This is a genomic window from Ruminiclostridium cellobioparum subsp. termitidis CT1112, assembly GCF_000350485.1.
GTDB classification, from domain to species: domain Bacteria; phylum Bacillota; class Clostridia; order Acetivibrionales; family DSM-1351; genus Ruminiclostridium; species Ruminiclostridium termitidis.
In genome coordinates this window covers 1-21,209 of the sequence record NZ_AORV01000022.1, presented here as the reverse complement: position 1 = coordinate 21,209, position 21,209 = coordinate 1, and the positions used below count along the sequence as shown (strand labels likewise).

14 protein-coding genes and 1 pseudogene are annotated in these 21,209 nt (G+C 42.7%); 6 read left to right on the top strand and 9 right to left on the bottom strand.

Annotated elements, in window-relative coordinates:
- The first annotated feature begins 8 nt into the window (after positions 1-8).
- The 4 genes from CTER_RS05810 (at position 9) to cobD (ending at position 4,374) form a co-directional block, all read left to right on the top strand.
- Entirely contained in the window at positions 9-1,553 is a 1,545-nt protein-coding gene (locus tag CTER_RS05810) for a cobyric acid synthase (RefSeq protein ID WP_004624312.1), read from the top strand.
- A gap of 19 nt (positions 1,554-1,572) precedes the next feature.
- The gene (locus tag CTER_RS05805; protein WP_004624351.1) at positions 1,573-2,202 is read left to right on the top strand and encodes a precorrin-8X methylmutase; all 630 of its coding nucleotides are present in this window, start codon (positions 1,573-1,575) and stop codon (positions 2,200-2,202) included.
- 54 nt (positions 2,203-2,256) lie between these two features.
- A complete protein-coding gene (gene cbiB / locus CTER_RS05800) occupies positions 2,257-3,222 on the top strand; it encodes an adenosylcobinamide-phosphate synthase CbiB (protein ID WP_004624331.1) in 966 nt (321 codons plus the stop codon).
- Positions 3,223-3,306: 84 nt separating this feature from the next.
- Positions 3,307-4,374, top strand: a complete 1,068-nt coding sequence (cobD, locus tag CTER_RS05795; protein WP_004624474.1) for a threonine-phosphate decarboxylase CobD — start codon at positions 3,307-3,309, stop codon at positions 4,372-4,374.
- 133 nt (positions 4,375-4,507) lie between these two features.
- Here the strand turns inward: cobD and glgB are convergent, their stop codons facing one another.
- The 5 genes from glgB to CTER_RS05770 all read right to left on the bottom strand — a co-directional run bounded on the left by glgB (position 4,508) and on the right by CTER_RS05770 (position 12,769).
- Positions 4,508-6,772: a 1,4-alpha-glucan branching protein GlgB gene (gene glgB, locus CTER_RS05790; protein ID WP_004624477.1), complete on the bottom strand. Its 2,265-nt coding sequence runs from the start codon at positions 6,770-6,772 to the stop codon at positions 4,508-4,510.
- A gap of 242 nt (positions 6,773-7,014) precedes the next feature.
- Positions 7,015-8,709, bottom strand: a complete 1,695-nt coding sequence (locus CTER_RS05785; RefSeq protein ID WP_004624370.1) for a methyl-accepting chemotaxis protein — start codon at positions 8,707-8,709, stop codon at positions 7,015-7,017.
- Between the two features lie 143 nt (positions 8,710-8,852).
- Positions 8,853-10,082 (bottom strand): sugar ABC transporter permease, encoded by a 1,230-nt coding sequence (locus tag CTER_RS05780; RefSeq protein WP_004624442.1) that lies wholly within the window; start codon positions 10,080-10,082, stop codon positions 8,853-8,855.
- 1 nt (position 10,083) lies between these two features.
- A complete protein-coding gene (locus tag CTER_RS05775; RefSeq protein ID WP_004624395.1) occupies positions 10,084-11,604 on the bottom strand; it encodes a xylose ABC transporter ATP-binding protein in 1,521 nt (506 codons plus the stop codon).
- Between the two features lie 97 nt (positions 11,605-11,701).
- A complete protein-coding gene (locus CTER_RS05770; protein ID WP_004624378.1) occupies positions 11,702-12,769 on the bottom strand; it encodes a sugar ABC transporter substrate-binding protein in 1,068 nt (355 codons plus the stop codon).
- 270 nt (positions 12,770-13,039) lie between these two features.
- Between CTER_RS05770 and CTER_RS05765 the strand changes: the two genes are divergently transcribed.
- The gene (locus CTER_RS05765) at positions 13,040-14,041 is read left to right on the top strand and encodes a DUF3231 family protein (RefSeq protein WP_004624314.1); all 1,002 of its coding nucleotides are present in this window, start codon (positions 13,040-13,042) and stop codon (positions 14,039-14,041) included.
- 46 nt (positions 14,042-14,087) lie between these two features.
- Here the strand turns inward: CTER_RS05765 and CTER_RS05760 are convergent, their stop codons facing one another.
- From CTER_RS05760 to CTER_RS05745, 4 genes are read right to left on the bottom strand one after another with little or no spacing between them, the layout of a single operon-like run.
- Positions 14,088-15,158, bottom strand: coding sequence for a sugar ABC transporter substrate-binding protein (locus CTER_RS05760; RefSeq protein WP_004624429.1), 1,071 nt, complete (start codon positions 15,156-15,158; stop codon positions 14,088-14,090).
- Positions 15,158-16,780, bottom strand: a complete 1,623-nt coding sequence (locus CTER_RS05755) for a response regulator (RefSeq protein WP_004624403.1) — start codon at positions 16,778-16,780, stop codon at positions 15,158-15,160. The genes CTER_RS05760 and CTER_RS05755 overlap by 1 nt, the downstream gene beginning before the upstream one ends.
- A complete protein-coding gene (locus CTER_RS05750; RefSeq protein ID WP_004624444.1) occupies positions 16,773-18,308 on the bottom strand; it encodes a sensor histidine kinase in 1,536 nt (511 codons plus the stop codon). The genes CTER_RS05755 and CTER_RS05750 overlap by 8 nt, the downstream gene beginning before the upstream one ends.
- Before the next feature lie 30 nt (positions 18,309-18,338).
- Positions 18,339-19,358, bottom strand: coding sequence for a substrate-binding domain-containing protein (locus tag CTER_RS05745; protein ID WP_004624476.1), 1,020 nt, complete (start codon positions 19,356-19,358; stop codon positions 18,339-18,341).
- Positions 19,359-19,639: 281 nt separating this feature from the next.
- Here CTER_RS05745 and CTER_RS05740 point away from each other — a divergent pair.
- Positions 19,640-21,209, top strand: a pseudogene (locus CTER_RS05740) (hypothetical protein); the annotation flags it as partial.

The following is a 21,209-nucleotide window of genomic DNA, read 5'->3' as shown; positions in this document are numbered from 1 at the left end:
ATAAAGTTATGACGAAGTCACTAATGATTCAAGGCACAATGTCGAATGCGGGAAAAAGCCTGCTGGTGGCGGGATTGTGCCGTATATTCGTACAGGATGGCTACAGGGTGGCGCCCTTCAAGTCTCAGAATATGGCTCTGAACTCATTTATCACTGCCGACGGATATGAAATGGGCCGGGCCCAGGTGGTCCAGGCAGAAGCTGCAAAAAAGGCTCCTGATATAAGGATGAATCCTATTTTACTTAAACCCACCAGTGACAAGGGCTCACAGGTAATAGTAAACGGCAGCCCCATAGGAAACATGGCTGCCGCCGAGTACTTTAAATATAAACAACAGCTGATACCCGGTATAATGGAGGCTTATGAAAGCCTTTCCCGGGAAAATGACATAATTGTGATCGAAGGAGCGGGCAGTCCTGCGGAAATTAATCTGAAACAGGCGGATATTGTCAATATGGGTATGGCTCAGATGGTGAAGGCCCCTGTGTTGATTGCAGGTGACATAGACAGGGGAGGCGTGTTTGCCTCCTTGTTCGGCACGGTTATGCTGCTGGACGAATCGGAAAGAAAGTATGTAAAGGGGACCATAATAAATAAATTCAGAGGTGATCCGGAAATCCTCAGACCTGGCCTGGATATGCTGGAGGAACTCATACATATACCTGTGATAGGTGTCGTGCCTTATCTTTCGGTTGATATAGATGATGAGGACAGCCTCACTGAGAGGTTCAAAAACCGTCAATCCCCCGGACTTATTGACATTGCAGTTATCAGACTGCCGAGAATCTCAAATTTTACCGATTTTAACTCTCTGGAACATATAGAATGTGCATCTGTGAGATATGCGGCAAGTGTCGGTGAACTTGGCAGCCCCGATTTGATAATTATACCAGGCAGTAAGAACACCATAGCTGATTTAAAATGGATGAGGGAGAACGGAATGGAGTCAAGTATCCTAAAGCATGCTGCCCAAAATAAGCCGGTAATAGGCATCTGCGGGGGTTATCAAATGCTGTGCGACACCATCTCCGACCCGTACGGTGTTGAACAGGGAGGCGAAATCCGCGGCATGGGTCTGCTGAAAGCAAAGACTGTATTTGAACATCAGAAAACCAGATCGAGAGTCACAGGAACTTTTGCAGATGTCAAGGGGATATTTAAAGGATTGACAGGGAAGACCTTCCAGGGTTATGAAATACATATGGGCCAGACCTGTTTGACGGAGGGAGCAGGGGGCAGGGGCGGCAAAAGCGGTGAACCCCATATCATACCGTATCTCTCCCGACTTGTTGAAACTGACGGAGTGATGAAGCCTGACGGAATGTATGGAGGTAATGTATACGGAACGTATGTACATGGAATCTTTGACAGTGAGGATGTGCTTTTTGAAATAGCAGATGCGCTGATGAGGGAAAAAGGACTGAAATATGTTAAAAATAAGACCTTCAATCTAAATGAATATAAGGAAAGACAGTACGATTTGCTTGCCGATGCCTTGCGTCAGGCATTGGATATGAAATATATATACAGAATTATCGAGGAAGGCATATAGAAAGGCAACAGGTATAGGGATGAATATAATGAAACCCATGGAAATTGAAATGAAAAGCTTTGAAATAATAAGCCGGGAACTTGCCGGCAGGATTTTTGACAGGCAGCAGGAACCGGTAATAAAGAGGGTTATTCATACAACTGCTGATTTTGAGTATGCAGATAATTTATGTTTTTCCAAGGATGCGATGGATAAGGCCATTGCCGCTATCAAGAAAGGAATTTGTATTGTTACGGATACGCAGATGGCTATGGCGGGAATAAATAAAGAGGCGCTAAAGAGATGCGGATGTGAGGTAAGGTGCTTCATGTCCGACCAGGATGTGGCAGAAAAGGCAGCAGACCAGGGCATAACAAGGGCAGCCGTTTCAATGAGAAAAGCCGCTGAAATTAAGAAACCTCTAATATTTGCTATCGGTAATGCGCCCACTGCTTTGATGGAACTTGAACAGCTGATAAGGGAAGAAAGGATACTTCCGGCGCTTATAATCGGCGTTCCTGTGGGTTTTGTCAATGTTGTCGAGTCAAAGGAACTGATCCTGCAGCTGGATATTCCGTATATTGTTGCCAGGGGCAGAAAGGGCGGCAGCAATGTGGCGGCTGCCATAGTCAATGCATTATTGTATCTGGTATCACCCAGAGAAAACTGATAAAATGGTATTTTACAGTTTGTTTAAATAAATATCACATAGAGGTCCTGGCAAATGAATTTACTGATCGCCGTCATTATCGGTTTCATATTGGATTTAATATTCGGAGACCCGCAGTGGCTGCCCCATCCGGTAAGGTTTATTGGGTGGATGATATCAAAAGGAGAAAGTTTTCTAAGGAAGCTGCTGCCGGGCACACAAAAGGGTGAATTTCTTGGCGGTATGGCATTGACAATACTGGTAACCGCCATTTCTTTCGCTGTTCCGTTTACTGTATTATATTTTGCAGCAAGGCTCAGTCCAGTGCTGGAAGTTGTCATTTCATCAATATTCTGCTACCAGATATTGGCAACAAAATGCCTGAGGACAGAGAGCATGAGAGTATATTATCAGCTTGAAAACGGGGATTTGCCCAACGCAAGAAAATACCTTTCCTGGATAGTGGGACGGGACACTGAAAACCTGACGGAGGACGGAATTACAAAAGCTGCTGTTGAAACCGTTGCAGAAAACACTTCCGATGGGGTTGTGGCCCCGTTGATATTTCTGATGATTTGGGGAGCCCCTCTGGGCTTTTTATACAAGGCAGTTAACACATTGGATTCAATGATCGGGTACAAAAATGAAAAGTATCTTTATTTCGGGAGGTTTGCGGCAAGGCTTGACGATGTGATGAATTTCATACCGGCTATATTTTCGGCATATGTAATGATCCTGGCAAGTTTCCTGAACAGGCTGGATTTTGTAAATGCCTTTAGAATTTATAAAAGGGACAGAAGAAACCATTCCAGTCCCAACAGCGCCAGGACTGAAGCTGTTTGCGCAGGTGCACTGAAAGTCCGGCTGGCCGGAGATGCATATTATTTCGGTAAGCTTGTAAAGAAGCCTACCATCGGAGATAATATAAGGAATATTCAAATAGATGACATACCAAGAGCCAACAGGCTTATGTACACTACTGCGGTCATATCTGCAGCTGTCCTCAGCCTGCTGAGACTGATTATTATTCTTATTGTGTGAAAGCCGATAATGTTAACCGGAAGCGGTTCAAAGGCTTTAAACCAAGAACGATACCTGACTTGAACGCAAAACTGTGGAGGTAAAATGAGCAGGCAGATTCACGGCGGTGATATATACAGTTATGGAAAAATAGCCGGTAATATAAGACTGATAGACTTTTCGGCAAATATCAACCCTCTGGGCTTACCCGAGGGCGTTAAAAACGCTGTAATCGAAAACCTGGATGATTTCAGCAATTATCCCGATCCCCTGTGCAGGGAGTTGGTAAAAGAAATAGCCCTGCATGAAAATGTACCTGAGAGTTATATACTTTGCGGGAGTGGTGCTGCCGATATAATATACAGGATTGCAGAGGCTGTCAGGCCGGGAATTACTGTGGTTACGGCACCAACCTTTTCGGAGTACGAGGAGGCTGTGAGGGCTGCCGGCAGCAATATCAAATATTATTATCTTCATAAGGGCAACGGCTTTAATGCTGGTAAAGATATTCTTGATGAAGTCGGCCCGGGTATTGATCTTATGTTCCTGTGCAATCCCAACAATCCTACGGGTAATTTGACAGATAAAAAATTGGTTTTAGCTTTGGCTGAAAAGTGCAGGGAGAATAAAACCATATTGGCAGTGGATGAATGCTTTATTGATTTTCTTGAAAATGCAGGTGAATTCAGCATAGTCGATTGTCTCCATGCTTATGATAATGTGATAGTATTAAAAGCCTTTACCAAGATATACGCAATGGCAGGAATACGCCTGGGCTATGCCATGTGCTCCGACAAAGACATAATCCAACGGCTTGGAAGGGCCGGACAGCCCTGGAGTGTATCGTCTGTGGCACAGCTATGCGGAACTGCTGCATTGAAGGAAACGGATTACATACATAGGACTAAGAAGTTGATAAAAGAAAACAGGGAAAAACTTACACTTGAATTGAGATCCCTTGGTTTTGAAGTTTTTGCTTCCTGCGCAAATTTTATATTGTTCAGAACAGAAAATAAAGCTTTAAGCAGGGAACTTTTGAAATATGGAATACTGATCCGCTCCTGTGATAACTTTGTGGGCCTGGATAATTCCTTTTTCAGGATCGCGGTAAAGTCAAAAGAGGATAATGAGTATCTTGTGGAAAGTCTGAAAAAGCTGACTCCTAAAGGGTAAATAACGGATCGTGTCACAAGACTAACACAATTTAAATACCTGCGTTTTGCCTGCAATTTCAGGCACCTACTTTTAATAGAGCTTCTCATTTTTGATGTTGCACTGGCGCACTATTATCAGTAGTACATTATTATCAATTGTCTTGTCCTGAAACAGCCCCTTCACAAACTTCCTCCTTCGCAAACAGCGGCCTAAAAACCAGTACGCTCAAGGGCGGAAGGGTAAGTCTCAATCTGCAGGGTCTTCCGTGCAGAGGTTCCTGTTCTGTTTTGTATATTATATTTTCACAGTCCTGTTCATAACCGCCGTATTTTTCGAAATTGCTGTTCAGCACCAGCTCATAGTCCAGCTCAAAGGGCGCTCCTATGCAGTAGTTGTCATTAACCGCAGGGGTAAAATTACAGACGAAAATCAGCATATCATGAAAGTCTGTACCCTTCCGCATAAAGGAAACCACGCTGTGGTCGTTGTCATTGCAGTCAATCCATTCAAAGCCGTCATAGCTGAAATCAACCTGATAAAGAGCCTTTTCGTTCACATATAAATTATTCAGATCACGGACAAAGGTCTGCATTTTCTTGTGCATTTCATAGTCCAGCAGATGCCAGTCGAGTCCCTGATGATCATTCCACTCGATAAACTGACCGAATTCGCTTCCCATAAAGAGCAGTTTTTTACCCGGGTGCCCAAAGGTATAACCATAGGTTACTCTTAGTCCGGCAAACTTCTGCCAGTAATCACCAGGCATTTTGTTCAGCATGGAGCATTTGCCGTGAACCACTTCGTCATGTGAGAGAACAAGAACATAATTCTCACTGAAGGCATACATTATGGAGAAGGTTATGAGGTTGTGGTGATATTTTCGGTATATGGGGTCCATGCTTACATACTTGAGAAAATCATTCATCCAGCCCATATTCCATTTAAAGGTGAAGCCCAGGCCTCCCATATATGGAGGTTTTGTTATCATGGGCCATGAGGAGGATTCCTCGGCAATCATCATTATGCCCTTAAAGTAGCTGAAAACAGTAGTGTTGAGCTGCTTTAAGAAATCCATGGCCTCCAGGTTCATATTTCCGCCATATTTATTGGGAATCCATTGATCGGGTTTTTTTGCGTAGTCCAGGTAAATCATTGAAGCAACAGCGTCCACTCTCAAACCGTCTATATGATATTTTTCAAACCAGAAAACGGCATTGGATATCAAAAAGTTTCTGACTTCGTTTCTCCCATGGTTGAATACCAGGGTTCCCCACTCGGGATGCTCTCCCTGCCGTGGGTCTTCATGTTCGTATACCGCCGTACCGTCAAAACGGGCCAGGCCGTGTGCATCCTTTGGGAAATGGGCAGGTACCCAGTCCAGAATTACTCCTATGCCGTTTTGATGGCATAAATCCACCAGATACATAAAGTCTTCCGGTGTGCCATATCGGCTTGTAGCAGCGTAATACCCAGTGACCTGATAGCCCCAGGAACCGTCAAAGGGGTGTTCTGTCACGGGCAGCAGCTCTATATGCGTATAGCCCATATATTCTATATAAGGAATCAGCCTGTTGGCAAGAGTCCTGTAGTCAAGAAAAATATCGCCGTTTTGGTCAGGTTCGGACAGGGTGGACCAGGTTCCAAGATGCAGTTCATATATTGAAACCGGTGAAGAAAAAACATTGGTGTCCGCCCTGTGTTCCAGCCAGGCGGAATCATTCCACGAGTAGTTATCTATGTCATATACAATGGATGCCTTTGCAGGCCGTTTTTCCGCATAATAGGCATAGGGGTCTGCCTTGGCCAATACTTGCCCTGTCTGGGTTTTTATTTCGAATTTATACATGTCACCGCGGCCCACAAGGGGTATGAACAGCTCCCAGATGCCTGAGGCACCCAACTGTCTCATTTGATGCCGCCGCCCGTCCCACTGGTTGAAGCTGCCTATGACGCTTACTCTTCCGGCACAGGGGGCCCATACTGAAAAGAGTGTGCCTGATACATTTCCAATGGTGGTGATGTGGGCACCAAGTTTTTCAAATATTCTATGGTGATTTCCCTGGCTGTAAAGGTAAATATCATATTCCGATATGACCGGCCAGAAGCTGTAGGGATCATGAGTCAGATAACTGTTGCCTGCCCGGTCGGTTATTTTCAGCTGATATTCAAATAAGTCCTTTCTGTTGGGAAAGGTTATTTCAAAAATTCCATTTTCATATTTGGGGGGGACTGGATGGAAGGTGTTTTCAGAGACCTCCAGCAGCTCAATAAGCGCCGCGTCAGGATGATAAACTCTGACTGCAATGTCTTTTTTTCTTCCTTTGCCGTCAACAACATGCATGCCCAGAAAAACGTGAGGATCCTTACAATCACCGCTGATTATGCTGTTAATAATATCCTGGTATCCGTTTCCCATTAAACCACCCCTGATAAAATATTTGCAGGTTACATTAAACAAGCTATATTTACCATACTATAACATTTTGATCAATTCCACAAGGACAAAGGTGGAATGCATTTTTTGGCAGCGTCAATGGGGGGCGCTGTGAGTTCCCATACTAAGGAAAAAAACAAGGGAGCTTTCGCTCCCGCAGACTGGTAGTCTGTGCCAAAAGTGGCAAATAAGGAAGAATGAAAAATTGAAAGAAATAATCTGTGCTATGAGAGTTTAAACCTGTGTATAACTTTATCAAATTCCAGAGACAGTTCCCGGAGCTTTGAGGTACAGCCCGATATTTCCTCGTTGAGGGCCCATTGTTCTTCAATTGATGCCAAAGCTTGGGAAGAGCTTGATGCCAGCTCGTTTGCATAATCAGCAATAGTGTGTGTGGTATCGTCTATATGGGATATTCTATCCTTTGCTTCTGTCAATTTGAAGTTGACTGTTTGTACCTGCTTGTTTACCGTTTCATTCAAGGATATAATTTCACGGAATACCGTCTTTTCATCATCAATGATCCTTGAGCTTTCGCTTATGGCAGAGGTGCTTGTTTCCACACCATTCCGCATTGCGGTGATCTGATGCTGGATTTGTGAAATAATTTTCGTAATCTCATTTGATGAAGCCTTTGACTGTTCGGCCAGAAGCTTGACCTGTTCAGCCACTACAGCAAAACCTTTTCCGGAGTCTCCCGCCCTGGCTGCTTCGATAGCGGCGTTTAAAGCCAGCAAATTGGTTTGTTCCGAAATGCCGTTTATTATGCCGATAATTTTCCCAATCTTGACAGAGTAGGATTCCAGCTCGCCTGCCATTGAATTCAAATCAAACATGGTGCTCTTTACGCTATTGGTGTTATCAATAACATTCTGAAGCTTTGTTTGACCCTGGACAGAGGTGCTAAGCGCCTTCTCGGCACTGGTTACCATTGCGCCCGTCTCCTGGAACATAACTTTGATGGAATCAAAAACCGAACTGATGTCTCCGGAGGTGCCATTTACAAGAGAAGTTTGATTACCGGCCTGTCCGGAGTTACGTTCAATGAGCGCCGACAATTCTTTATTTGCAAGCAGGCTGTCCTTGAAAACTGTATCCAGCTTTTCAAAGGTGCCTGAAATATTCAAGGCACTTGAAGATATGACCAATAACAGCTCTTTAAGACCCTTGTGCATTGAGTAGAATACATTTGACAGGGAGGATATCTCATCCCGGGAATCAACGAATATTTCTTCGGAAGTTAAATCACCTGCCGCAATTTTTTCACTGACCTTGATAAGCTTTTTCAGCGGATTGACTATATTTCTTGCTACTGCCAGTACTGCGGCGATCCCTGCAATAATTATGACTGCCAGCAGTATTATTGAGATTGATAAAGTAATAGAGTAGTTTCTGTCGATGTCGGCTCTGATTTGTTTGCTGTTTTCAAGCTCTGCAAGAATGAGCAGAGAAAAGTTTTCCTTTACATATTCCGCAGTCCTTGAGGTGGAATTAAAGTTTTCTGTTGCCTTAACGTCACCGGATTTAGCAGCCTCCAAGGTTCTGTCGAATTCTTCCAGAAACTTTTTTGTCGTGTTTATAAAGTTGTCTGTTGCCGATTTTGTTGAAGGATATGTATTTGCGAGTATGATATCCAGGTCGGAAGCAGCAGCTTTTCTATATCCGGCCAGTTCATCCAGAATAGCTTCATTGCTTGGGTTCATGATAATTGTACGCAAAGGATCAAGTATGGCAATTGAAGAATTGACAACCTTGTTTTCCCTGGTAAGATTGTCCAGCAAGGAAGTATATTTATTCATATTTTTGGTGTAAACTGCTTGTCCTGCTATGTTTACTGCGATTAATGCCATAACGATGGGTAAAAGGCAAGCTAATATCTTTGTGCGGACATTAAATTTTCTGCGTGATGGGGAAGTCATGTTTCTACCCTCCATGTCCCGCTGCAGTGCGGGAAAACTCATACTAACCATGAGGAAATATTCAAACAGGGGAGGTAACAGAATTTAACCAATCCATATTACGTCCCCCGCCTTTTGGTGAATACTGTAATGAAACCTTGAATTTATGACCTCTTGCTGAACTTAATATCAAACCAAACCGCCAAAAGAAGTATCAAGCCTTTAACGATGTACTGGGCAGATACATTGGCATTCATAAGGCTCATACCGTTGTCGAGGCTTCCCATGACAAGAGCACCTATGATACAACCTGCGATTGTTCCGGCACCGCCAAGGGTACTGGTTCCGCCGATAACCGCCGATGCGATGGCATCCAGTTCCATGTTTGTTCCTGCCGAACCTGTTGCAGCATTAAGCCTTGCAGTATACACGATACCTGCTATAGTGGAGAGCAGTCCCATCAAAACGAAAATGCCCAGGTTTACCTTGTTTATGTTTATACCGGAAAGTCTTGCGGCTTCCTTGTTACCGCCTATGGCATATATGTGACGTCCAAAGGTCGATTTTTCGGCAATTACTGTAAATATTACTATTATTGCGATTAAGAGTAATATTGCATATGGTATACCCATGTAGCTTGCCATTATTCCGATAACCAGGGCAATCAGCAGTGAAAAGCCTACCATTTTTGCGATTTGCAGGGACATTGGAAGCACTTCGAAGCCGTATTTTATTCTGGATCTTCTCTTGTTTATTTCAAAAACCAGGTAACATATAATGAAAACCACACCTATTAAAGCGCTGGTATCGCTAAAGGGGAGGCCTGGATTTATTTTTGGCAGATAACCCTGTCCAATGGCTTTAAAGGTATCATTCATGGGTGCGATGGAGTTACCTCCTGTAATTGCAATGACACCGCCTCTGAAAGCCAGAAGGCCGGCAAGTGTTACTATGAAGGCCGGCACTTTTCCATAGGCGACCCAGAAGCCCTGGAAAAGACCCAGTAGAAGTCCGATACCGATAGTGATGGCAATGGTTTCTATTGTACCCATATGAGCTTTAACCATTAACTGGGCGGCTATTGCTCCTGTCAAACCGACAAAGGAACCGACTGAAAGGTCAATGTGGCCGGCCACCATTACAAGAACCATACCGCAGGCAGCTATGGCGGTTGCGGCACACTGCAAAAACAGGTTGGACAGGTTTCTTGAGGAAATAAATATTCCATCTGTGACAATTGTGAAGAAACCCCAGATGACCAACAGGGCCAGTATCATTGTGTACTGGCGCATATTTCCCTTAAGTGTGCCCACTAATATTTCTCTGATTGATTTGGTATGACCCAAAGCAGTCTGATTATTTTTTGCAATGGTGTTTATTTCTGCATTTCCCATATTACATTCCTCCTGTGGCATAAGTTAAAATATTCTCTTGAGTTGCTTCTTCCCAGTTAAATTCTTTTGTGAGGCGGCCTTCATGCATAACAAGGATTCTGTCACTCATTCCAAGTATTTCAGGGAGCTCGGAGGATATCATGATAATGCACACACCCTCGTCGATCAACTTGTTCATAATGTTATATATTTCAAATTTAGCGCCTACATCTATACCACGAGTAGGTTCATCCATAATCAGAATTTTGGGCTTTGTCATAAGCCATTTTGCAAGTACAACCTTTTGCTGGTTACCGCCGCTGAGATTCGAGGCTTTCTGCTCAATGCTCGGAGTTTTTATCCTCAAGTCATCAACGTATTGATTGGTATTTTTTATTACTTCATTGCTGTTGATCAGTGTTAATTTTGAAATAGCTTCAAGACTTGATAATGTAACATTGTTTTTTATATCCATTCCAAGAACCAGCCCATAGCGTTTTCTGTCCTCAGAGACATAGCTTATACCGGATTTAATGGCCTGTTTTGGGTTTTTTATTGAAACCTTTTTGCCTTCCAGTATCAATTCTCCGCTGACATTGGTCCCATACGCTCCGAAAATACTCATAACCAGTTCTGTCCTGCCGGCTCCCATAAGTCCCGCTATACCCAGTATTTCTCCCTTGCGGACTTTAAAGCTCGCATTGTCAATGAGCTTCAGTTCAGGCAGATCGGGGTTGTGAACATTCCAATTCTTAACTTCCATAACAACCTGTCCGGGTTTGTGCTCTTTTCTTGGAAAACGCTGGGTTAATTCACGTCCGACCATTTTGGCTATGACCTTGTTTTCAGTAATTTCACTTGCAGGTTCAGTTCCGACTGTTTTTCCGTCACGGAGAATGGTAATGTTATCAGCTATTTCAAAGACTTCATTAAGCTTGTGTGAAATATATATGCATGTTACACCCTTGGATTTTAATTCCTTAAGTATTTGTAACAGATTTTCCGTTTCCGACTCTGTCAGCGCAGCAGACGGCTCATCAAGAATAAGGATCTCGGCCTTCTTGGCAATTGCCTTTGCAATTTCAACCAGTTGCTGCTGGCCGATACCAAGATTTAATACCTTGGTATTAGGGTTTATATTAAGTCTTACCTCATTAAGGACTTTCTGGCTTTCCGCATAGGATTTGTCCCAGTCGATAAGACCGGTCTTTTTAACTTTTTCATTGCCGAGGAAAATATTTTCGCATACGCTCATTTGTTTGACGAGAGCAAGTTCCTGATAAATAATAGCTATTCCTGCCCTTTCACTGTCTTTTATACCGGAATAGCTCTGTGTACTGCCTTTCACTATTATTTCACCCGTATAAGTGCCGGTGGGATAAACTCCGCTGAGAACCTTCATAAGAGTTGATTTTCCTGCTCCGTTTTCTCCGCACAGCGCATGAATTTCACCTTTTTTAACCTTGAAGGTAACATCGTCCAGTGCTCTGACCCCCGGAAACTCTTTGGTAATATTCTTCATTTCCAATATATACTCGCTCATAATGACCTCCAGAATGGGCTTCCTTATTTCCACTTTAAAGTTTTTATGGGGGAATAACGTAGCTGCCATTCCCCCATAAAAATTTCAGTGCTTTATATTATTTGCCGTAAACGTCTTCTTTCTTGAGGTAACCACTATCTATAAGGATCTTGTCGATATTGTCCTTGTCAACTGCTTCGGCAGCCAGCAGAATTGATGGTACATCCATCTTTTCATTGTTCACTTTATCGTTGGCTCCCGGATCTTCACCTTTCACCATTTTTATAGCTGCTTCAACAGCTGCTTCACCAAGTTTTCTGGTATCCTTGAACACTGTCATTCCCTGGGTGCCTTCAATAATTCTCTTGGCAGCCGAAAGTTCCGAATCCTGTCCGGTTATGGGTACCTTACCGGCCAGTCCCTGAGCAGCCAAAGCCTGGATACATCCGCCGGCAGTTCCGTCGTTCGGAGCAAGAACTCCCTGAATATTATTGTTATTGGCAGTTAATGCATTTTCCATCAATTTAAGTGCGTTGTCAGGCTTCCAGTCCACAACCGGCTGTTCCATAACGACCTTGTAATCTCCGCTGTCTATCTTGGGCTGCAGATATTTGGCAGCACCCTGTTTGAAGAGTGTTGCGTTATTATCTGTAGGAGCACCGGCCAGCCAGACAATATTACCTTTATCTAAATGTTCGGTTAACCATTTTCCCTGAAGTTCTCCAACCTTTACGTTGTCAAATGACATATAAACGTCAATATCAGTACCTGTTATAAGCCTATCGTAGGCGATAACCTTTATTCCGGCCTTGTGAGCCTTGTCAACTGTGGAAGCGGCCGCCTTGGCATCGTGAGGAGCAAGAATTAATATATCGATACCCTGTGAAATCAGATTTTCAACCTGTGAATCCTGCTTTGCAGCATCCATGTTTGCAACCTGAACAGCAATATCAACCCCTGCTTTTTTAGCAGCTTCTTCCATGGTGGCTTTGTCTCTGACCCATCTTTCCTCCTGTTGCGTAGGAAGAGACAGTCCGATTTTAATTTTCTTGTCGGCCGATGAAGCTGCTGAGTTTCCGCTTGCTGAACCGTTGCTTGCCGAATTGCTGGCACCACAGCCTGCAAAAAGCGAGATTGACATAATACCTGCTAAAGCCATAGCAGCTATACGTACTGATTTTTTCATATACAATCCTCCCGAAATGTAATATTTTCTTTTGCAACAGGCTGCAGCAGGCAGCTGTTGCAGATACACTAACAGGATATATCAGAGGGGGATTAAAGTCGCTAGAGAGAATTACTAAGGTCTTACTATAATTGTGATGGTAAAAATTATACCTGTAAATATTAGCATTTTTTTAATGACAATTTAAGTAAGGCTGAACATTCTTATTACATACTTGTACAAATTTAGGAAAATACTAATACGGTCAATATTTAATATGGAGGGAACAACATGCAGGATAAAACCAGGCTGGATATCTTATCGTCTGAAGTTTCAGGACTTTGGTCAACTTATATGTATGATTCTTTAGCAATTTGTGTATTGGAGCATTTTATAAAAACACTCAATGATACCGAAATACATTTTATTCTTAAATACGCCGAAGATATGTCAAGAGAGCATATAAATCTGATTTCCGGTATATTCGAAAAAGATGGACTTACGGTGCCAGAAGGCTTCACCCGGGAGGACGTTGACCTTGACGCCCCCAAATTGTTCACCGACCCCTTTTATCTTTTCTATTTGCTGAATATGGGCATGATAGGGATGAACAATTATACTTTGATTTTAAATCACAGCTCCAGGATCGATATCAGGAATTTCTTTTCCTCATGTATACGGGAATCGGTTGAATTATACAATATGACGGTGGATACCTTACAGAAGCAGGGGCTTTTTATTAAATCACCAAGGATTGAGTTTACAAAAAATATAGACTTTATCGATACTCAGGATTTCTTTGCGGGAGGTTGGTTTGCTCAAAAAAGAAATCTGCTGGCACAGGAGATAACTACAATATTCGCCAATTTGAGATTTAACAAGGTTGGCGGTGATTTGATCGCTGCCTTCGGCCAGGTGGCAGGTTCTGCCAAACTGAAGGATTATTTCTTCAAGGGAAGGGAGCTCGCAACTAAAAAGACTAAAAAATTGGTGGAGTTTTTTACCGATGAGAATATTCCGGTTCCATCAACATTTGATTCCTTTGTAACCGATTCTACTGTTTCACCGTTTTCAGATAAACTCATGCTATTTCACATAGTAACACTGATAGGGTCAAGTATTATTCAGGACGGGGCAGGTTTAGCCACTGCCATGAGACATGACCTTCAGCTGCATTTTTCCGCATCTGCGATGGACAGTGCCAAATACTCGGAGGACGGCCTGGATATATTGATTGAAAACCGTTGGTTGGAGCAGCCTCCGCAGCATATTAACCATAAAAGGCTGACATAGTTGCTGCAGACCTCCGGTCACAACTTGTATCCTTTAAAAATAATGCTTATTTATCCGGCCATTGATTCCGCGGAACATTGAGATATACATCCTCAAGTCTGTGGAAGCCGTCACTTATTACCGTATCAACCAGATTATCCTTTGTAACCACTATGGGATCAACCTTTGCAAAAGGTATATCATTTTCCCCGTCGCTGATATATGTATTGCACGCATAGTAATTATTTTTGAGCAGGCCAAAGGCCACATCTACTGCTTTCTCAGCCAGTTGATCAATGGGCTTGTATATTGTCAGCAGCTGAGTTCCCTCGGCAACACGCTGACAGCCGGAAATATCGGCATCATGGCCTGCTACCAAAACTTTTCCAGCCAATTGCTGCTCGGCGAGCGCCTCTATGGCAGCACCGGCCAGGCTGTCATTTGCTGCCAGTATGGCATCAATTTTTTTTCCGCTTTGAAGTGCTTTCTCGACACACTTGAAGGAGTCTTCCGGTCTCCAGTCATTTGCCCATATTTCATCAACTATTTTTATCGACTTATCATAGATATATTTATTAAGAATATTTTTGTACCCCTCATTATACATATAACTATTATAGTCGGTTTTTGCACCGTTGATTATAATATAGTCACCGATGGGGACTTTTGAAACCATGAGTGATGCCATGTATTCACCAACCTTTGTATTATCAAAGGATACATAGAAGTCGACATTGGCATTTTTAATAAGGCGGTCATAGCAAATTACCTTGATACCCTTCTTTTTGGCAAGATCCACAGCTTCTGCGGATTTTTCGGAATCCTGGGGTACGATGAAAAGAATATCAATATTTTTATCCAGAAGGTATTTGACCTGTTTGATCTGATCATCGGAGTTGTTATTTGCATTTTGTACGATAACTTCCGCACCTTTGGTTTTAGCCTTTGCAACCAGGATATCCATATCCCGCTGCCAGCGTTCCTCCTGTAAAGTTGCCATGGAAAAGCCCATGGTAATTTTTCCGTTCTTTTCGGCAGGTCTGTCCTGTTCGGACGAGGAAGAACAGCCTGCTGTAAAAAACATGGATAAAATAAGGGCTGAACCTGTCAAAAGGGCTCTTAGTCGAAAATTCTTCATCAAGAAACACCATCCTTATTCATGTATAGAATACTGTCCCTGTACTCAGTGGGTGTAACACCTACCGCTTTTTTAAATATCCTGCTGAAATAATTCGGGTCACCATAACCGATTTCATAACATATTTCCTTAACGCTCATCAGACTGCTCTTCATTATTTCCTTGGCCGCATTGATCCTCAGATTGGTAAGGTAATCAATAAAATTTTCACCCATTTCTTCTTTAAAAAGCTTGCTGAAATAGTGGGGACTGATGTTGACTTCCTTTGATACTTCCTCAAGAGTAATTTCGGTTCTGTAATTTTCCTTTATATATTCAACAGCTTTTATAATAAGCGTATTTGTCTTTTTTTCTCTGGATTCCGAGATACCCTTGGTAATATAATCTATTCTTTCAAGGCACCAGTGCTTTAATTCCGTGAGAGTGTCAAGGGTTTGAAGCTCGGATATAAAGTCAATGCTGCTAAGGTTATCGGTAATATTATAATCATAGGCCAGCCGGGATATGAGAATCATTATTTCCGTGAGCTTGGACCTTATTTTATTGACAGATCCATAGTATTCCACCGCCAACCATTCAAATATATGACAAAAGGCCTGTGTAGATGACTCCCTCTCTCCCAGGGCCACCTTTTCCAATAACAGTTTCTCTTTTGAAATAGGGTATTTCTCAGCCGGAAGCTCTTTCTCAGTGGGTATGTCCATTATATGCAGGATGCCTGTTCCGTTTATAAAGCGTATTGCTCTGAGTGACTCTTCATAGGAGAGGTAAATGTTGTCAAAACCGCTGTAACAGCGTCCTATTCCTATGTAGAAGTCGGCATCCACCTTTTGGGATATCTGGCTATGGATTTGTTCGGCTATATTGACCGCCTCAAGCCTTCTTGAGTACTCGTCGGTCTCGGTTTCGGCGGGTATATAGACAATAATCCTGTTAAGAATGGCAGGGCCCACAAAACACCTGCATCTGGCTTTTAATATATCTCGTAAGTAAGGATAGAAGGATTGGCTTTTAATGCTGAGCCCTATTCTGTTGACCATTTTACCGCAGTCATTGGACTGGGCAAATTCAACGGTCATAATATAACCTCCGGTTTCTTCTATCTCGAAAATATTCCGGTAGCTCTCCAATTCTGCAGAATTATCATCCAAAAAAAGCATGGAGTAGATAAAGCCATTTTCAAGAACGGGGAGGATATTTTCCATTTTTTCCTTAAGATCCAGTTCCTTCTTCCTCTTTATGCGCTCTTTTTTTATATCATCAATACTTTTTTGCAGGGTTGAGATTATTTTCTCCCTGTTAACAGGCTTGAGTAAATATTCCGAAACACCCAATTTGAGTGCATCTTTGGCGAAGTCAAACTGATCGAAGGCGGTAAGGATGATAAATACACAGTCCAGGAGCTTGTTCCGAAGTTCCCTGATGGCCTCTATACCATTTATACCGGGCATGTTTATATCCATGAAAATTATATCCGGTATGAATCTTTCCGCTTTTTCAATAGCTTCCCTGCCGGAACGGGCCGACTCAATGGAAAAAATGCCGGGAAAGATCTTGTTTACTATAAAGAAAAGAGAATCTATTACAATCTGCTCATCGTCGGCAATCAATAACTTATACATTCACATGCTCCTTTACACTGACAGGTATTTTCAGACATACCGAGGTCCCTTCATCAGGACTGCTTTCAATACTGACAATATTGTCCTGGCCATAAAAGATATTAAGCCTGCTGATCACATTCCCCATACCGATACCGGTGGTATGCCCTTTCTTTGCCTCGATACCGCTGGGCTCATCCGGAGATGCTTCTTCAGCCTTACCCAGCAATTGATCAACTTTTTTCCGGTTCATTCCTTTACCGTTATCCGAAACCGTTATTTCTGCATAAGTCTTACTGTTCCTTACCGACAGGGTTATCCTCCCGCCTGACTCCATGTTGCTTATCCCATGAATGAATGCATTTTCAACAATAGGCTGAAGAATCATGCAGGGCATTTGTATATCCAGGTTTTCGGCTTCAATATCCTCAATGAACTCCACTCTGTCGGTGAAGCGGGTCTTGAGTATATAGATGTAGGTTCTGATGTTGTTTATTTCCTCACTCAGGGATACTGCCCTGTCAAGTTTCTTAAGGTTGTACCTGAACAGGTTTGCAACATTTTCAATAAAGTAACAGGTCTTGTCGGCACCCTCCATCATTGCTATCTGTGCGCCGGTATTTAGTGTGTTGAATATGAAGTGAGGATTGATTTGAGATTGCAGAGCCTGAAGTTCGGCTTCCTTCAAATGTGTTTTCATTATCAGGTTCTGAAGCTCCTGCTCCTTCAATTTGTTCTGAAGCAAGGCCCGTTCCTCAATTGTATCAATATGCTCCCGTATGCTGGAGGCCATCTTATTAAAGGCACTGGCCATAACACTTATCTCATCCTCGGTATCAAATTCTACCTGAGGTACATCGAAATTACCTCTTGAAATTTCATCAGCCGCCTGGGATAAAGTTATTATAGGCTTTGTAGTCTTATAAGTAATAAGTACAATAAATACGAGATTAAATAAAATAACTCCCAGAATTATGGCAATATTTATCAGCTGAACAATGTCTATCCTGCTGGCAACCACATGATATCTCTGGGTATTCTCTTTGAGCAGTTCATTGTTAAGCTTGTTGATATACATATCTATATATCCAAAAACTCTGTTTGCATCGTTATAATAGGCGGTATACCTGTTTATATCACGGGCACGCTTTGCCTGAACAGCATTATAGGCAATATCCAGGTAATTGTTTATCATGTTTGCTATGTCTCTTTGCAAAAGTCCGTTGGAACTGTAGTCTGCTTCTTCGGTAATAATTTCAGACAGCTGCTGCAATTTGTTTTTTGAACCTATAAAGCCTCTGAAACTATCTGAATGTTCGGTATCCAAATAACTTTCCAGATACTGCTGAACGTCTGTAACAGCGTCCTGGAGTTCGTTAAGGGATATGTTGCTGATAAACAGGGAGTCCATCTGACTCATTAACATTCTGGCATTATAGTAGGTATAAAAACTTGCTGCGGCCATTAGGATGGTTGTGATCATAAAATATAGAATAAGTTTTTTTCGTATTTTGTTTTTTATTAGAAATCTACTGAAAAATTTTATCATAAATTCATCCTTAATTAAATACCGTTGGCATTATTTACCTGTATCTCCAGTAGAAAGGGCAGCCACATTATCTTTTGTAACAGCATATACCTCAGTACCTACATAGGCCGAAGTCCTTTTGGCAGTCTTCAGTTCAACCAGGGCCCGTATGGCTTTGTAACCCATGTCCTGCGGATCACTCACTACACTTCCGTATATTACATTCTTTTCTATATATCTCAGTATTTCCGGATAACTGCCGGAGCCTACAACTTTTATCTGGCCGACCTTGTTCAAATCCACTACCATCTGTGTAACACCGAGAGTATCCCTGGGGTTTGTACAAAAGATTGCGTTTATCTGGGGATTGTTGGTTATAAGCTCATTGGCTATTTCACCGGCACTGAATATACCCATGCCTGAAATGCGTATTTCTTCTATGTCCACTTTCCCCTTGTAGGATTTGACCGCATCCTTGAAGCCGGTGACGCGAAGGTTCTGGGAAACATCGCCTGCATCAGGGATGTAACCGTTTAAAATGATGGCGACCTTCGATTTTCCGTCGGTGGCATCAGCAACCATTTTACCGCCTACCGTACCCACCTCATAATTGTTATTTCCTATATAGGCCATTCTCCCGCTGTTGTTGGCGTCACTCTCAACAGTTACCACGGGAATATTGTTTTTTATTGCATTGTTTATAACCGGCGTAAACATGGTTTCGTCGGGAACATGTGTTGCAATGCCATCCACGTTTGACGCAATGGCTATATTGAGATATTGAAGTTCTTCATCCAGATTTGTGAATCTGGGACTGTTGAATTCAACTGCAACATTAAATTCCCTGGCGGCCTTGAAGGCTCCCTTTTTTACATCGCTCCAGAAGGGGTCATATGAACTCGGCGCTATCACGGCAAAATGATAGTCTGGTTTTTCAACGCTTTGGGCAAACTTGTCATCAATAGGAGCCGATTCCTCTCTGACGGAATTTATAAGTACGGTTGCAATTGCAATTGTTAGAACCAAGAATAAGGAGATGAATAAGATAACAAACTTTTTCTTTTTGTTCATTTAAACCTCTATTTAACCTCTGTTTTTCTGCCGGGCAGCGATGCAAATAGTGATAAAAGCCATGATACAATTGTTCAATTAGTATAGAATTATACGAATATAGATTATCAAATAAATACAAATAATACAACCTAAAATTAGTGTAAATTTAGTAAAAATAACTAATCGACTGTAATGAGTTTTAAAAAAATTTTAAAAATCCGGGTGTTAAATCAGCTTCGAAATTTACTATTCAATATAGGAATAAATTTATGGAGAATAAATTTTAGGAGTTGAAAAGGATGTACACCAGAGCACCGTATAAATCGGCAGCTGCACAGAATAAAAACCTTCAGAACTCATCATCCAGGCAAAAATCTTTAGTCAAGCAGCCCAACTATATAGAAATAATTCAACGTCTCAAAAGACTGCCCAATTCATTGACACAGCAGGATATAAATATCCTACAGAAAACCATCGGAAACCAGGCAGTTATTAAGCTGCTTACCGATATTAAAAAGATACCTCCAAAAAACAGCCAACCTGGTCAAGACAAAGAAACTACTCCCGGCACTCAGGACAAGCAGACGGATTCTAAAATGCAGCAATCGGAAAAACAACAGTCCGGATTACAGCAGCAGGATGCCGGCAGTAAGACCGTGGAAAAAAGCGGGGAACAAAGTGACTCAGGTGACCTGAACAGCAGGTCGTCAGAGGCATCCGGGCCGGCTGAACAAAAGGTTGAAAAGCAGGAAACAAAGGAAAAGGCTGCTCCGGTAACGGCAGAAAAGTCCAACGCTGAAACTGCTCTAAATAAATCAGATGCAGGGGGAAATACCGGCACTGTTTTAAGTAAATCCGATGCAGGCAGTAATATCGGTAAGCAAGTAAGCCTAAAAGAGAGTGAACCGGCCAAGGAAAACTCTTCGCCGCAGGAGACTTTACAGCAAAATAAAGAGCCCCTTCCAACAAAGCCTGAAACCAAAGGTGAAATAAATCCCCAGACAGATAAAGAATCAAAACCTGCTTCCCCCAAGGAAGACACAGCAACTGCTAATAAAGATGTCCAGGCCAAACAGGAAGCCGTGTCACCTGTGGAAGATGTCCCAACTCCAGCTCCCGCAGGCTCTGAAAAAGCAGACAAGGCTGAAAGCACTGCAAATACTGAGAAGGCTCAAAAGCAGGCAGCTAAGGCACCTGCAGTTAAAATATCGGGCGAAGACCCCTTAAAGATACTGAATCAGCTGGGAAGCATTCCACCTACCGAAGCAGTTAATGCATTCTCCCAGGCCACGGCTGTTTCAGACGGTGCCTTTGAGAAACAGCGGGCAAAGACTCAGGCTGTCATGCCTGAGATTGCCACGCCTACAGGACTTCCCGGAAAGAAGGAGCAGAGCAGGCCCGCTGCCAATAAGGTAAAGGAAATAAAGCATAATGAGCCTGCTGACTTCAGGAGCGAGAAAACAGGGGGCAGGGCACACGAGGGAATACCCGGTGACATTAAATTGAGCTCAGACCCCGAAGCCGACGCAGATGACGTAATGGCCGAGGCCAGACAGTACTCGAAGAATACACCTTCAATTGGAATGACAGGAGAAGCCGATCCAAATCAGATGGAAGGATTTAAAAGTGAGGCAGAACAAAATGTTCTGTCGGCAAAACAGGCTGAGTTAATTCAGACAAACCAGGATTTTGGAGAAAACGGCATAGCACCCAAAGAAGATCCAACAAAATTGAAGGCTGCAAAACCCATAAGCCCAGTCATACCCCTTGGGCTGGAAATCAACAGGACAGCACCCATACCTCCTGATGTGGCTTCCATAGCCAATCCCCAATTGAATTCTGAACTAAAAACCTTTATGAAGGGAAAAG